Annotated in this window: 13 protein-coding genes and 2 pseudogenes; 12 read left to right on the forward strand and 3 right to left on the reverse strand. The window is 36.0% G+C overall.

The genetic code is table 11. From position 1 onward, the window contains the following. Positions 1–174 precede the first annotated feature (174 nt). A pseudogene (locus D8837_RS08435) lies at positions 175–387 on the forward strand (hypothetical protein); the annotation flags it as partial. A 141-nt stretch (positions 388–528) separates the two neighbouring features. Beyond that, complete coding sequence (locus tag D8837_RS08440) at positions 529–1,119, forward strand: type IV toxin-antitoxin system AbiEi family antitoxin domain-containing protein (protein WP_125456775.1); 591 nt, start codon at positions 529–531, stop codon at positions 1,117–1,119. A gap of 288 nt (positions 1,120–1,407) precedes the next feature. On the opposite strand, the gene galE is transcribed toward D8837_RS08440, so the two are convergent. Continuing rightward, positions 1,408–2,409, reverse strand: a complete 1,002-nt coding sequence (gene galE, locus D8837_RS08445; protein ID WP_125456776.1) for a UDP-glucose 4-epimerase GalE — start codon at positions 2,407–2,409, stop codon at positions 1,408–1,410. Positions 2,410–2,986: 577 nt separating this feature from the next. On the opposite strand from galE, the gene D8837_RS08450 reads away from it, so the two are divergent. Genes D8837_RS08450 through D8837_RS08485 form a run of 8 tightly spaced genes read left to right on the forward strand, consistent with a single transcriptional unit; the run spans position 2,987 to position 12,322 of the window. Next, positions 2,987–3,286, forward strand: a complete 300-nt coding sequence (locus D8837_RS08450) for a hypothetical protein (protein ID WP_125456777.1) — start codon at positions 2,987–2,989, stop codon at positions 3,284–3,286. Continuing rightward, a complete protein-coding gene (locus D8837_RS08455; RefSeq protein WP_125456778.1) occupies positions 3,276–3,764 on the forward strand; it encodes a hypothetical protein in 489 nt (162 codons plus the stop codon). The genes D8837_RS08450 and D8837_RS08455 overlap by 11 nt, the downstream gene beginning before the upstream one ends. After that, complete coding sequence (locus D8837_RS08460) at positions 3,764–5,641, forward strand: VirD4-like conjugal transfer protein, CD1115 family (RefSeq protein ID WP_125456783.1); 1,878 nt, start codon at positions 3,764–3,766, stop codon at positions 5,639–5,641. Before D8837_RS08455 ends, D8837_RS08460 begins: the two co-directional genes overlap by 1 nt. Before the next feature lie 20 nt (positions 5,642–5,661). Further along, on the forward strand, positions 5,662–5,904 hold the full coding sequence (locus tag D8837_RS08465) for a hypothetical protein (protein ID WP_000627865.1): 243 nt from the start codon (positions 5,662–5,664) through the stop codon (positions 5,902–5,904). 16 nt (positions 5,905–5,920) lie between these two features. After that, positions 5,921–6,775 (forward strand): hypothetical protein, encoded by an 855-nt coding sequence (locus tag D8837_RS08470; RefSeq protein WP_022524948.1) that lies wholly within the window; start codon positions 5,921–5,923, stop codon positions 6,773–6,775. 53 nt (positions 6,776–6,828) lie between these two features. Beyond that, on the forward strand, positions 6,829–7,188 hold the full coding sequence (locus tag D8837_RS08475; protein WP_081571467.1) for a PrgI family protein: 360 nt from the start codon (positions 6,829–6,831) through the stop codon (positions 7,186–7,188). Beyond that, on the forward strand, positions 7,139–9,496 hold the full coding sequence (locus tag D8837_RS08480; protein WP_185755698.1) for a VirB4-like conjugal transfer ATPase, CD1110 family: 2,358 nt from the start codon (positions 7,139–7,141) through the stop codon (positions 9,494–9,496). Before D8837_RS08475 ends, D8837_RS08480 begins: the two co-directional genes overlap by 50 nt. Before the next feature lie 12 nt (positions 9,497–9,508). After that, entirely contained in the window at positions 9,509–12,322 is a 2,814-nt protein-coding gene (locus D8837_RS08485; RefSeq protein WP_125456780.1) for a phage tail tip lysozyme, read from the forward strand. Between the two features lie 34 nt (positions 12,323–12,356). Here the strand turns inward: D8837_RS08485 and D8837_RS08490 are convergent, their stop codons facing one another. Together D8837_RS08490 and D8837_RS09545 are read right to left on the reverse strand one after the other, a co-directional pair. Then, positions 12,357–12,965 carry a hypothetical protein gene (locus D8837_RS08490; protein ID WP_125456781.1) on the reverse strand — a complete coding sequence of 203 codons (609 nt, stop codon included), beginning with the start codon at positions 12,963–12,965 and terminating at the stop codon, positions 12,357–12,359. 1 nt (position 12,966) lies between these two features. Further along, the gene (locus D8837_RS09545) at positions 12,967–13,131 is read right to left on the reverse strand and encodes a hypothetical protein (protein ID WP_000201399.1); all 165 of its coding nucleotides are present in this window, start codon (positions 13,129–13,131) and stop codon (positions 12,967–12,969) included. A gap of 734 nt (positions 13,132–13,865) precedes the next feature. On the opposite strand from D8837_RS09545, the gene D8837_RS08495 reads away from it, so the two are divergent. Then, complete coding sequence (locus D8837_RS08495; RefSeq protein ID WP_125456782.1) at positions 13,866–14,597, forward strand: ABC transporter ATP-binding protein; 732 nt, start codon at positions 13,866–13,868, stop codon at positions 14,595–14,597. 17 nt (positions 14,598–14,614) lie between these two features. Further along, a pseudogene (locus D8837_RS08500) lies at positions 14,615–14,918 on the forward strand (beta-carotene 15,15'-monooxygenase); the annotation flags it as partial.

The raw sequence follows: 14,918 nt of genomic DNA on the forward strand, positions 1-14,918 counted from the left end.
GGTCTGCACCCGCCTGTGGGCTCCGCTCTCAGTTCAGACTGTTTGTTGAGAAAAAGAATGGCAGGACTGCCTACCCTTGAGGAACAGATAGGGCATATCTAGCGTGAGGTGAAACTCAATACGTGGGAGAGAAGGAAGCAGGAGCTTCCTTCTCTTTTTTAGGAGAAAATTCAAATGACTTATACTTTGGAATGGCTAAAGGCTTTTGATGGAGAGATCGATATTCTCAATGTTAAGATGGATTGCTTGGCCAATACTATTGAGAAAAATGTTTCTCAGTACAAATATATTTACCAGACAAATATGGAGAACTGTCCAGAAATTATTCTATCAGTCCCAAACTCCTCCATTCCTCATCTATTAGGATTATCTAGAGAATATCGGATTACTTCTTCTTTATAATAGCTGTTCTGTCTTACGTATGGATTAATTTAGAAATAAAAAAACTAAATGAATTGATTTTAAAGAAATAAAATGCTAACAGATATAGAAGATGTTAGCATTTTGTTTCTAATAAAGGAGAATGATATGGTTGATAAAAGAGAGAAACTGATGGACTCTTTCAATCAGTATGGTTTTTTAACTTTTAAACAAGTAATAGATGAAAACTTACACTACAAAACCTTATTAAAAATGGTTAAAGAAGGAAAAATCGATGCTGAAGAAAAAGGCTTATATCGCTTACCTGATATTTATTTAGATGAGTGGTTTGTCCTTCAGTATCGATTTCCAAAGGGAATCTTTTCTTTGGAGACAGCACTTTGGTTATATGGTTTATCTTTGACTATCCCTTTTAACATGACGATGAGTTTTCCTTATGGTACGAATACCAAAAACATTAAGGAAGCAGATATATGTCCTATTATTTTACGTTCTCACTATAGTGAAGGAATTATTGAAATAGAGCGTCTTCCTGGTCAATTTATTAAAGTTTATGAAGTTGAACGAGTTTTGGTCGAGTGTCTAATACAAGTTAATCAGGTGGATCTTCAAATTATTGCACCAGCATTTAAGAAATATTTTCAACAGAATCAAATTCATTTACACAAATTATTTTATTATGCACAGCTATTTAAAGTAACTGATAAGTTACAATCTTATACGGAGGTGCTGTCTTAATGTTTTCAAATGCGAATAGCTTTAAATGTGCAGATAAAGTTAAATATTAATTTCATGAATTTAATAGTGTAGAATGTTTTATGAATAAAAGTAAGACTGGACAAAAACGCAATTTGAGGAGAAAACAAAGCAAATTTTCCGACAATAAAACGCATAATATCAAGGATTTCAACACCTGATACTATGCGTTTTCTAATTTTAAAGACTTTTTGCCCAGTCTCACCTTGTTAAGTAAATATAACTCAGTCTTGTTTCCTGACGTGTAGTTCATAGAGAGCTGGTTAAGATTTATGACTCCAAAATGTTTTTACCCTCTTTAACTCGCCAACGATAGTCTGATAAAATAATATCTTCGAGGGAGTAGCTAGCCTTCCAATCAAGATATTGTTTAGCTTTTGATGCGTCTGCTAGGACGCTAGCTGGGTCACCAGCACGGCGAGCAACAATTTCGTGTGGTATTTTTTGATTCAGTAGTTCTTCAGCAGTTTTAAAGATTTCTTTGACAGTATAGCCTTTTTCGGTTCCTAAGTTAAAGATTTGAGAAGAACTGTCTTCTTGAAATAGGTAGTTCATTCCTTTAACATGAGCCTGTGCAAGATCCAAGACATGAATGTAATCTCGAATACATGAACCATCACGTGTATCGTAGTCATCTCCAAATATTTTCAGGCTATCATTTTGTCCCAATGCGGTCTTGTTGATATTTGGAATGATATGAGTTGGATTTTTCACACGTAGACCGTTTGAAGCATCCATTTCAGCCCCAGCAACATTAAAGTAACGGAAAATGACATATTTCCAATCATAGCGATTAGCCATCCAGTAAATCATTCGTTCACCCATCAGTTTTGTTTCTGCATAAGGATTGACAGGGTCGAGCAGGGTATCTTCAGTCGCCGGCTTGTCAATACAGTTATTACCATAAAGAGAAGCAGTCGAAGAGAACATGATTTTTTGAATGCCAACTTCAGATAAGACTTTGAGAACTTGGTTCATACCCGCAACATTGGCAGTGAAGTATTTACTTGGATTTTCAATACTTTCGCTCACAACAATCTCACCCGCACAATGAAGAACAGCATCAATCTGATTTTCTTCTAAGTAAGGCTTTAAGGCACTAGCATCATAAACATCCAGTTGTTTAAAGCTAGCACGACTATCTACAGCTGAACGATTTCCTGTAGAGAGATTATCTAGGACATGCACCTGGTAGCCAGCATTTAAAAGAGCTTTAACTGTATGGGAGCCAATGTAGCCAGCTCCACCTGTAACAAGAATTGTTTTTGTCATGACTTTTTCCTTTTTTCTAATTTTTTACTAGTTGGAAAATTCTTTTTGATTTAAAAATATTGTATAAGCTAAAGTTAATTTCGCCTTTACAGAAATCATGCTNTTTATATCCGTTTACCAATATTCATATTTAATTTTTCCTTGTATTAAAAATATCACTAATTAATATTTTTGTCAATATTTTTATTGAAAACAATTGAAAATAGTGAAAAAACGTGAAAAAAGCAAACCCAGTGTGTCTATATTTCAGTTTTTGTACTTAAAACATTAATTTAATTGTGGTTTGAAAAATTGTTCAAGATTTTTTCAATCATATTTACTATAAATACTAAACTGCATCCCAACAACCCCAAAAATGTGATAAAAATTTCAACTACTCTTATCTATAATAAAGCTACCTGTTCTTTGAAAATTGAATCCACTCCGTCTTGATTAGCGTGCCTGTGTAAGTAGGGACTGAGAGTATTTCCCTGTGAAGGGCAACTGGCACAAGACGTGTGTGAGAATTTTCTAACAGACACGGAGTTTATCGTTACCAGACTTAAACGATGCGACAAACTAGATAAAGGAGTTAATCATGAAGGTAGTAAACTTGTATGATTTGAAACAAATGGGAAATAAAGGTGGTTGTACCATCCAATTGATTCATCACTTTCCTTTTGGTATGGGCTTAGGACATCTCAAAAAAGACTACATTGAATTTAAACGTGTTGGTATCTTTGATGGGAAAGCAGTAGAAGTTACTCTTCGAGAACCTTATTCGAGAGATCTACTGAAGGTTGTCAAGTCGATTAAGCAACGTCAGAAATTGATAGCTTATCGTTATAAAGAAGGAAAGCTGCTATTTGTTAAGAAGGAGGTATCAGATGTCCTCTGAACAACAGGAACGAATGGCAGTTCAATATGCTGAGCGTAGTCTTTTATTTACTGTAAAAAGTCTTTTAAAGATTCTAGAATGGTCTAGACGTCAGGCTTTAGCACAGGATTCCGCCTATAAGATAGGAGTGCAGAAATTAGAAGAATTGCTACAATCTCCTTATTCGATTGATACGATTAATCTGAAAAAAGATTTTTTAGATAAACCAATTGATATAGAGAAATTTAAAGCTTTTTTAGAAAAAGAAGAGATTCCTTTAGCGATCGCTTGGCGAGGGGATTCTCTGCATTTCTACACGAAAGACCGTTCGATTCTAGACAATCATTTAGACCATCTGTTAGAAAAAATGGTTAATGATCCGGAGAAATTAGCTGATTTTACCATGGATCAGTCATTAGACGATGCAATTGATGAGGCTAAATCCCAAATTACCTTTAGACAAGAAGGAGCCGTCAAACAGAAAGAGATGGTGAGATGATGTACAGTGGAAAGAAATTCCTACTATTCTCACTGTTAGGCATCTTACTAGGCTATCTTTTTCATCGTTTGACGCTTTTGTATGATTCCTATACTGGAAATAGCTTAGATAAATGGACTCATCTCCTGATGGAAGGTCAAGATGAAGTTCTTCAGTCGCCATGGAATGTTTCTTTTACTGGTAAATCAAGTGCTTTTTTTCTACTAGGCTTTGTGATGATGTTGCTGGTTTATCTCTATTTAGAGACTGGCAAAAAACAATACCGGGAAGGGGTAGAATACGGGAGCGCCCGTTTTGGAACTCTAAAAGAAAAGAAGCTCTTTTACGGCAAGGAATTTTCTAATGATACGATCTTAGCACAAGATGTTCGTCTGACATTATTAGATAAAAAACCACCTCAATATGATAGAAATAAGAATATTGCGGTGATTGGAGGTTCAGGAAGTGGGAAGACATTTCGCTTTGTGAAACCCAATCTGATTCAGATGAATAGTTCTAATATTGTAGTGGATCCTAAAGATCACTTGGCCGAGAAAACAGGCAAACTCTTTTTAGAACATGGCTACCAAGTAAAGGTGTTAGATTTAGTCAATATGAAGAACTCAGATGGCTTCAATCCTTTTCGCTATATAGAGACAGAAAATGATTTGAATCGCTTGCTGACGGTTTATTTCAATAACACCAAAGGCTCTGGCTCCCGTAGTGATCCATTTTGGGATGAAGCTTCTATGACTTTGGTACGAGCTTTGGCCTCCTACTTGGTCGATTTCTATAATCCACCCAAAACAAGAGAACAGCTCATAGAAGAAAGTCGTTTAAGTCAAAAAGAATACCAAAACTTGTTGAAACGTCAAAAAAAAGAAGTGGAAGAGCGAAAAAAACGAGGGCGTTATCCAAGTTTTGCTGAAATCTCAAAACTCATTAAACACCTATCCAAGGGTGAAAACCAAGAAAAAAGTGTCTTAGAAATTCTATTTGAAAATTATGCTAAAAAGTATGGGACTGAAAATTTTACCATGCGAAATTGGGCAGATTTTCAAAATTATAAGGATAAGACTCTGGATTCTGTTATAGCTGTAACCACTGCTAAATTTGCCCTCTTCAATATTCAAAGTGTCATGGATTTGACCAAAAGAGATACCCTTGATATGAAGACATGGGGCCAGGAAAAATCAATGGTTTACCTAGTTATCCCAGATAACGATAGTACCTTTCGCTTTCTTTCAGCCCTCTTTTTTTCAACTGTATTTCAAACTCTAACAAGACAAGCAGATATTGATTTTAAGGGGCAATTACCTCTTCATGTGAGAGTCTACTTAGATGAGTTCGCAAATATCGGAGAAATCCCAGATTTTGCTGAACAAACCTCAACAGTCCGTTCTCGAAATATGAGTCTCGTTCCTATTCTTCAAAATATTGCCCAACTTCAAGGGCTCTATAAAGAAAAAGAAGCTTGGAAAACCATTCTTGGGAACTGTGATAGCTTAGTCTACTTAGGTGGTAATGATGAAGATACCTTTAAATTTATGAGTGGATTACTCGGTAAACAAACCATTGATGTTCGAAATACCAGTCGTTCCTTTGGCCAGACAGGTTCAGGATCCCTTTCTCATCAAAAGATTGCTCGTGATTTAATGACACCCGATGAGGTCGGAAATATGAAACGGCATGAATGCCTGGTTCGAATTGCTAATATGCCAGTCTTTAAAAGCAAAAAATACAATTCCATCAAGCATCCAAACTGGAAGTTTCTAGCCAATCAAGAAACCGATGAACGGTGGTGGAACTATCAGATCAATCCTTTGAATCAAAGTCAAGAAAACCATCTTGAAGGCCTTAGAATTCGTGATTTAACTTTTGAATCTAGTTTAAAATAAAAATAGAAAAGAGGAAATAGATGATTACGCATTTTAAAGGTTTTGTTTATGGAGTAGACGCAAGTGCTATGTTTGCACAAGCTATGTCTTTGTTACAGAAGGGATTGATTGCAGTTGGTGCCTTTCTCGTTGTTGTGGGGATTGTCAATCTTGCAACCAACATTAAAGATGGTGGACCTGGTGTTCGGAATGCCATTCTGGAAATTGTCGGTGGAGTTATGGTAGGGGCTGCTGGAGCCTTTGTAACCCAGATTTCAATTTAGGAGGATAAACAATGACATGAATCTTAGTTTAGTCTCACCCCTTGTTTACCTTGCATCTGAAAAAATATCAGCTGAAAATTTATTTGAAGGATTTAATGTAGATTTACAATCTACGGTAGATTTGATTAAATCTCTATCTAGCTATAATCCAACAGTTTGGACTTATATGTCTAGTATTACTAAAAGTGTCATGCAGCCCCTTGGAGTTGCGATTTTATCAGTTGTTCTTATCTTAGAATTTTCGAAGATGGCAAAGAAAATTGCTAACTCTGGTGGAGCGATGACCTTTGAAGCCTTAGCGCCAATGTTGATTAGTTATATTATGGTCGCAGTTGTAATTACCAACACTACCGTCATTGTAGAAGCCATCATCGGGATTGCAAGTCACGCCATTGAACAAGTGGCCTCGATTGTGGCTCACGGCGGGGCAAAGTATGATACCATCTCTGGATTAAAAGGGTCAGGATTTATTGGCCGGATGATTGTGGGCTTTTTCGCACTCCTCATTTGGCTTGTTCGGATAGTAAGTGCAGCCATGGTTAATCTTTTGGTATCTATTCGATTTATTCAACTATATCTTATGATCCCATTTGCCCCTCTTACGATTCCAACATTTTTAAGTGATGAATGGAAGTCTATTGGTATTGGCTATTTAAAAAATATTATGGTCTATGCAGTACAAGGGGTTCTCATTTTTCTGATTGTTTCTCTTGTTCCTTTGTTTGAATCTGCTGGTAAAATAGCTGTTTCAAATGGTGCAGGAGTCCTGCAATCACTTGCAATTATGTTTGGTAGTTTGGTACAAGCTATCTTACTAATTATTGCCCTCGTTGGTTCTCAACGTACGGCTCGCTCAATCTTAGGTATGTAATTAGATAAAGGCTAGGAAGTGATTGCTTCTTAGCCTTTTTAGAAAGGAAAGTCATGAATACACGTGTCTTTAAAGACATCTCAAAATACCAACACAGGGCTTGGTTAGGCTTCACCACAAGACAAATCATCTTTGTCCTACCAGCCTTTATTGTCACAATTATTGTCTTGGGTTTAAATCTCTTTTACTGGCAATTTGGAGATTGGTTTGTTTACGGTTTTGTATTTGCTTTTACCATTCCCCTCATGCTTTTTGGAGTCTATAAACCCAATGATTTATATTTTGAACATTATTTGAAATACCGTCTTCATTTTGAATTAACGGTTCCCCTACGCACAATTACAGGAAAGAAAGGACCTGAACATGAAAAGAAAATCAAATACATTAAAGAAACAAAAAACTTCAATGACTAATCAGAAAGAAGTAGTTAAAGGAAAAAAAGAGGAAGTGTTACCATCAACGGCTAATACTCTTTCCTATCAAGCCCTGTATCAAAATGGTCTGATGCAGGTAAAAGAAGATTATTTCTCACAAAGTTATTTACTTGGTGATGTCAATTACCAGACCGTTGGTTTAGAAGATAAGGGCGCAATCATTGAGAAGTATTCTGATTTGATTAACTCCCTAGATGACCAAACCAACTTCCAATTGACTATCTTTAATAAAAGATTGAATTTAGAAAAATTCAGACAAAGTGTTTTGTATGAGGAAAAAGAAGATGGGTATGATAGCTATCGTCAAGAATTGAATCGGATGATGAATCAAAATTTAGACAGTGGGGAAAATAACTTTTCAGCTGTGAAACTGATTAGCTTTGGAAGAAAGGATACTAATCCCAAACAAGCCTATCGTTCCTTGTCTCAAATTGGAGAATATTTCAAGAGTGGTTTCTCAGAAATTGATGCTCGATTTGAATCCTTAGCTGGAGAAGAACGGGTGAACTTGTTGGCAGATATGCTTAGAGGAGAACACCATCTTCCTTTTTCTTACCGTGATTTAACGAGATCTGGTCAGACAACTCGTCACTTCATAGCGCCTAATCTCTTAGATTTCAAAAACAAGAATTACCTACAAATCAATGACCGCTTATTACAGATTGTCTATGTGAGAGACTATGGCATGGAATTAGGTGATCAGTTTATCCGAGACCTCATGCAAGGAGATTTGGAATTGATAGTGAGCCTTCATGCTCAAAGTTCTACCAAGGCAGATGCCATGAAGAAACTACGAACAAAGAAGACCTTAATGGAATCCCAAAAGATTGGGGAACAACAAAAACTAGCTCGTACAGGTATCTATTTGGAAAAAGTAGGCCATGTTTTAGAAAGCAATATCGATGAAGCTGAGGAACTCTTAAAAACCATGACCGAGACAGGAGATAAACTATTTCAAACAGTCTTCTTGATTGGTGTCTTTGGTCAGGATGAAGAAGAACTCAAACAAGCCCTAGACACTATTCAACAAGTGGCCGGCTCAAATGACCTAATGATTGATAAACTTCCATATATGCAAGAAGCAGCCTTTAATAGTTTGTTGCCATTTGGTTGTGATTTTTTAGAGGGAGTATCACGGAGTTTATTAACATCTAATGTAGCAGTGAACTCTCCTTGGACTTCAGTAGACTTACAAGACCGCAGTGGGAAATATTACGGTATCAATCAAATCTCAAGCAATATTATTACCATTGATCGCAGCCTATTAAATACACCGTCTGGTCTGATTTTAGGAACATCAGGAGCTGGTAAAGGCATGGCAACCAAGCATGAAATTATCACGACCAAAATCAAGGAATCTGGTGAAAATACTGAAATTATCATCGTGGATCCAGAAGCAGAATACAGTATCATTGGACGAGCTTTTGGTGGAGAAATGATTGATATTGCGCCCGATTCCCAAACCTATCTCAATGTCCTTGACTTGTCTGAAGAAAATATGGATGAAGATCCTGTAAAGGTAAAATCAGAATTTCTTTTATCCTTTATCGGCAAGTTATTGGATAGGAAAATGGATGGGAGAGAAAAATCGATTATCGACCGAGTTACCAGACTCACCTATCAGTCATTTAAAGAGCCTTCTTTGGAAGAATGGGTTTTTGTCTTGAGTCAACAGCCAGAAGAAGAAGCGCAGAATTTGGCACTTGATATGGAACTGTATGTCGAAGGTTCTCTTGATATTTTTTCTCATAAGACCAATATTCAGACAGGATCTAACTTCTTAATCTATAACGTTAAAAAGTTAGGAGATGAGCTGAAACAAATCGCTCTTATGGTTGTTTTTGATCAGATATGGAATCGTGTCGTTCGCAACCAAAAATTAGGGAAGAAAACCTGGATTTATTTTGATGAAATGCAGCTTCTCTTATTAGATAAATATGCCAGTGATTTCTTCTTTAAATTGTGGAGTCGTGTCAGAAAATATGGAGCCAGTCCGACTGGAATAACTCAAAACGTCGAAACCTTATTGTTAGATCCAAACGGTAGACGGATTATTGCAAATAGTGAATTTATGATTCTCCTCAAGCAAGCAAAAAATGATAGAGAAGAACTGGTTCAACTCTTAGGCTTGTCAAAAGAACTCGAAAAATACCTTGTCAATCCAGAAAAAGGGGCTGGACTAATAAAAGCTGGTTCAGTTGTCGTTCCCTTTAAAAATAAGATTCCTCAAGGTACACAATTGTTTGATATCATGAGTACAGATCCTGATAAAATGGCTTCTAATTAAGGGGAAGGGTAAATGAAGGATAAAAGAGAAATCATACGTGCCCGAAAGGCATTTAGAAGAAGTCTAAAAGATGAGAAGAAATTCTTGAAAAAAGGAAAGAAGGAGGTAAGGAAACAGAAAAAAGATTCCTCTGTACTGGATGAAAAAGCATGGAAAAATGAGATAAAGCAAAAGCTGGAGAATATGAGAGAAGCTTCAAAGGAGAGAGTAAAACAAGCAAATGAAGACTACAATCATATTCTTCAAAATAGTCCTCCATCTCTTTTGAATCGGAAAGAATTAAGAGACAGACGATTGCCTCATGCTAGGAAACGATTGAAAATAGCCAAGAAACAATTTAGAGAAGCCAAGGCACAGTCAAAAGAAGAAAGAAAAGAGAGTCGTAAAGAAAGAAAAACCAATCAAAAATTTCTCTACGGTCAGGAATCGAAACATAAATCTAATTTTTTCTTTCAAGGGAAGAGTTTAGAAGAATTAAAAGCTAAGAAAGAAGTCAAGGCTGCTAAAGAAAATTTAAAATCTACTAAACAAGCCTATAAATCCAAAAAAGTCAGTAGGAAGGCCAAAACTTTTCTTTATGTCCTTGGACGTGAAGGTGGAGAGTTAGCTTCAGAAAATGAAGATTTAGAAGGCTATCGCACACTTCAAGAGACTATTAGAAAAGGGAAACGCTACAGTCGGCTTTCTTATAATCTTGGAAAAGCTAGTGTCAAAACAGGACAAGCAACAGGTCGTTTTACAAAGAAAAGACTGACCAACACAAAAGAGCGATACCATCATTTTAAGGATGGAAAAGGATGGAAACTAGCGAAAGATAATCCAAGCTCCTTTAAAAATCGGTTTCGAAAATTAAAGAAACAAGGTCTTACAAGTGTCCGAAATATCTATCAAAAACTAAAAGCAGCCTTTTCCTTCTTTACATTTGCGGCTGGAAATCCTGCAACATGGATAGTTGGAGGATTAGTCTTTCTTCTCTTATTTATGATGAGCTTCTTTTTAGGATTTTCATCTGCTAGTTTGATTCAACAAGATGAATTTGAATTAACAAAAGCTTATACCCACCTAACTTGGGAAGACGCAGAACATACTCGTACAAATGACAAAGGAATTACCTATTACACAAAAGTTGATGATGTGATGGGGTATATGAACTTTAAGTTCCATGACTATGAGTTACACAAACCAGTTCACTTATTTAGTTCAGAAACTTACAAGGATTATCTATCTACTTTGTGGCATGATTTAAACGATGGGGAAGATTTGAAATCCATGCAAGACCTCTATGAAACTCCTAAGTATAAACTATCGAAAGACGATCAAGAGGAAATGAAGGAACTAAAAGAAGAAGGTGTCTATGCTTCCATGCAGGAATTGGACAATCCGTTCGAGGGACAAAGCAACGAAGATAGTTTAACCATGACTTATCGTTATGGATACTATGATTTAGACGGAAAACCTACTCTTCAGGAGTATATTCTACTAGAAGCTAAGGCTCACCAAACGATTGTCGCATCAATGGATGGAATTGTATCTCTAGATGGTGACAATGTTATTCTCACTAACGGAAAAGGAGAGAATGAGAGTCGATTGACCTTGTATTCTATTCATAATGGCCGTGCGATTGAGGGGACGAGAGTCCTAACGGGTGATGTTATTGGTGAAACACCAGATGATACAGGTTTGAAAGTTTCCTATCAAAAGTATAAGAACAAGAAAGAAAAATTGGTGTATGTCAATCCGCAATTTTATTTTCCAAAAGTCATTCAACTTCAGACAACTATCTTACCTGCCATTGGTCAGTTTGGTGGAGATGAGTTTGAACGAGCAAAACATATTTATGAGTTTTTGAAATCTCAAGGGGCAAGTCCCCAAGCCATTGCGGCTATTTTAGGAAATTGGTCGGTAGAGTCTTCTATCAATCCTAAACGAGCTGAGGGAGATTATTTATCTCCTCCAGTTGGAGCTACCGATTCCTCATGGGATGATGAAAGCTGGTTAGCGATTGGAGGTCCAGCTATTTATAGTGGTGCTTATCCTAATATTCTTCATAGAGGTCTAGGTTTAGGGCAATGGACAGATACCGCAGATGGGTCAACACGTCATACGGCTTTATTAAATTATGCACATATCAAAAATAAGAAGTGGTATGATTTAGACCTCCAGCTTGATTTTATGCTTCATGGGGATAGNCCTTACTATCAAAGTTGGTTAAAGGATTTCTTTGGGAATACGGGGAGTGCGGCCAATCTGGCCCAACTCTTTCTGACCTATTGGGAGGGAAATTCTGGTGACAAACTACTGGAAAGACAAACCAGAGCAACGGAATGGTATTACCAAATTGAAAAAGGCTTTAGTCAATCAAACGGAGGACAGGCAAAAAGTGACCCGCAATCCCTTGAAGGGGTTCGTGGGGACTTGTATGATCATTCTATTCCTGGTGGTGGAGATGGTATGGCCTATGCCTATGGACAATGTACTTGGGGTGTTGCGGCTCGTATGAACCAGTTAGGCTTAAAATTAAAAGGTAGAAATGGAGAAAAGATTTCGATCATTAATACCATGGGAAATGGTCAGGACTGGGTTGCGACAGCTTCAAGTCTTGGAGGGGAAACGGGCTCTATACCAAGAGCAGGTGCCATTGTTTCTTTTGTAGGAGGTACACATGGGACACCAGCAAACTATGGTCATGTGGCTTTTGTAGAGAAAGTCTATGATGATGGTTCTTTCCTTGTGTCTGAGACAAACTATGGGGGTAATCCTAACTATACCTTTAGAAAAATCTCTCAAGCAGATAGTGCCATTAGTTTTGCCTATACAACGAAATAAAAAGATCATGTCATCAGTTTAGGTGACATGATTCTTATTTTTTATAGAGTGACATATTTAATGCCATAGGCTGATAACTTACTTGATGATCGTCTTTAATCAATTGACTGTAAGCAACAAATCCGAACTGTTCATAAAATTGAATGACTTTAGGATGATTGATACTATCTAAAAATACCATCTGAGTTCCTACAATTGCTCGAAATTCTTCAATTTTTTGAATTACAATTTCAAATAACTCTTGTCCTGATAATTTATTTAGCTTTGTGTTTTTGCCGAATTGACCGATAAGTAACACAGGGAGATAATCAATATTTTTGGGACTTTTCCCTTTTAGGACGAGTTTCTTTTTTAAGGATTTCTCTAAATCAGAAATATCAACAACTTTGAGAGATAAACTAAAGAATCCTATGATGTTATTTGTTTCAGTTTCTTCAACGATAAAATTACGAGAACGATGTTGTTTTTCAAAATTGGGAGCTTTATCAGATAGATAAGTCAACATCTCTTCATTACCGTTGAAATCAACATTTTCTAAAATGATAGTTTTAAATAGCTCCTGAACTTGTTTCTCATTTTTATCAGGAGCCAGCACTTGAATATTTTCAAGATATTGCTTAAGTGGTGTTACTTGAATTGTCATCTTACAGATACTTTGAAATGAGTTTATTTTTCGTTGGAGCGGTAGCGTCCTGTGATTCAATAGATTTCAAGACTGCTTGTAGCTTTTTAGATGGTTTATGATTAAGAATTTTTAGAGCATCTTCGTTTGTTAGTTTTATATCACGTGTTAAACTGATTGTAGCCATTTGTTCTACCTCCTGTTTCTACTTAAATTCATTATAGCTTATTTTGAACAAAAGTTCAATCTGAAGATAGTGTATGTTTTCTATAGTGTATAAATCCCAAATAAGTTTTTCTCTTGCAATATGTAGCTCATATTCGTTAGAATAATGGTGTAGATGAGTGATCGCCTCATGGTCAATCTGATAGTAATCTTGGACATAAGGGCCAAGCGGTGGCAGACATCAGAATAAACCGACTGACTAGGTGGCTTACAGGTTCAGTAAGTCATCTTTTTTATTTGAAAAAACAGTAAAAAAGCGCAAAAAATCAATTCCTGTGCTAGCGTGTAATTGAAATTTTTTAGTTTTGGCGTTAGAACTGTTTCCTCAGTCCTAGCCCCTTCTCTTTTTGATAAGTATGCTTGGTGAAGAGTAGTTTTACATATGCTACTTTTTTCGTTATAGCTAACTTTAATTCTCATTTATTAAGTATACCTAAGTTTTATATTTAAATTTTGGATAGAAAAGCTGTACCTCTTAATAAAGCTATGTTTTCGCTTTCAATCAAGCCTTATTTATGATACTATTATGATAATAGAAAAACTTCTTAGTTCGCTAAAGACCTTTATTCGAGATCCAGAGGAAATAGAAATTTTATCCATTCAAAATATGTTTCATAAATTACTTACTTGATACTAATAGAATTTCAATATTGTATAATTAAATCAAAGATGACACTGGAATCAGGAGGATTTATTATGGTTAATAATGTAGCTGTTAAAGTCTCAAACCTTTCAAAAGAATTTTTGTTAGGGCAAGACAAAACTGTCTCTATTTTGAAAGATGTTTCTTTATCTGTCAATTATGGGGAATTTGTATCAATACTTGGTGTCAGTGGTTCTGGAAAGTCTACTTTGCTAAGTTGCTTATCAAGTTTGTCTGAACCAACAAGTGGCGAAGTTGTTATCAATGGTGTAAATCCATACACCTTAAAAGAAGGGAAGCTTGCTAAATTTAGAAGGCAAGATATTGCAATAATTTTTCAAAACTATAATCTGGTACCCGCTCTACCTGTACTAGAAAATGTTACACTTCCTCTGAGACTCTCAGGAAAGAGTGTTGATAGCAATAAAGTAAAAAAATTGTTGGATAGTTTGAATTTTAAAGCAGAACTATCATCATTAGTTGCTACCTTATCAGGTGGAGAACAGCAAAAAGTGGCTATTACTCGTGCAATAATAGCTGATAGTAAAATTATTTTTGCTGATGAGCCAACAGGAGCTCTGGACAGCGTCTCAAGAAAACTTATTTTTGAAACACTTCGTAATTTAGCGAGTCAAGGAAAATGTGTTCTTATGGTCACTCATGATATTGAGTTGGCTTCAAAAACTGACAGAGCACTCATTTTAAAAGACGGAAAAATATCTCGACAAATTATTAAACCTTCAGCTGATGAGCTCTACCAAGCACTTGAAAGTAGTAAAGATTAATTTGAGGAGGATTTATTATGCTAAAATTAATCATTTACCAATTTCAGTACTCAAAAAGACAATGGTTAGGAACAATACCATTACTATTTGTATCTAGCCTGATTGTTGGAACATCTTTATTTGGTATTGCTAGTTCAATAAAGACTGCTAATATTAACGCTTCACAACTTTTTCAAATGCTAATAATTTTTGGCGGGACTACTCTATTTTTCCTTATTTCAAATAATATAAGACTGCTAATAGATATCTTTAAAAAGGATTACCAATTATGGGCTATCTTAGGCGCAAGCAGAACTCAGCTATCTTTATTAGTATCTGGAC

It is taken from the genome of Streptococcus mitis (assembly GCF_003942965.1).
GTDB lineage: Bacteria > Bacillota > Bacilli > Lactobacillales > Streptococcaceae > Streptococcus > Streptococcus mitis_BH.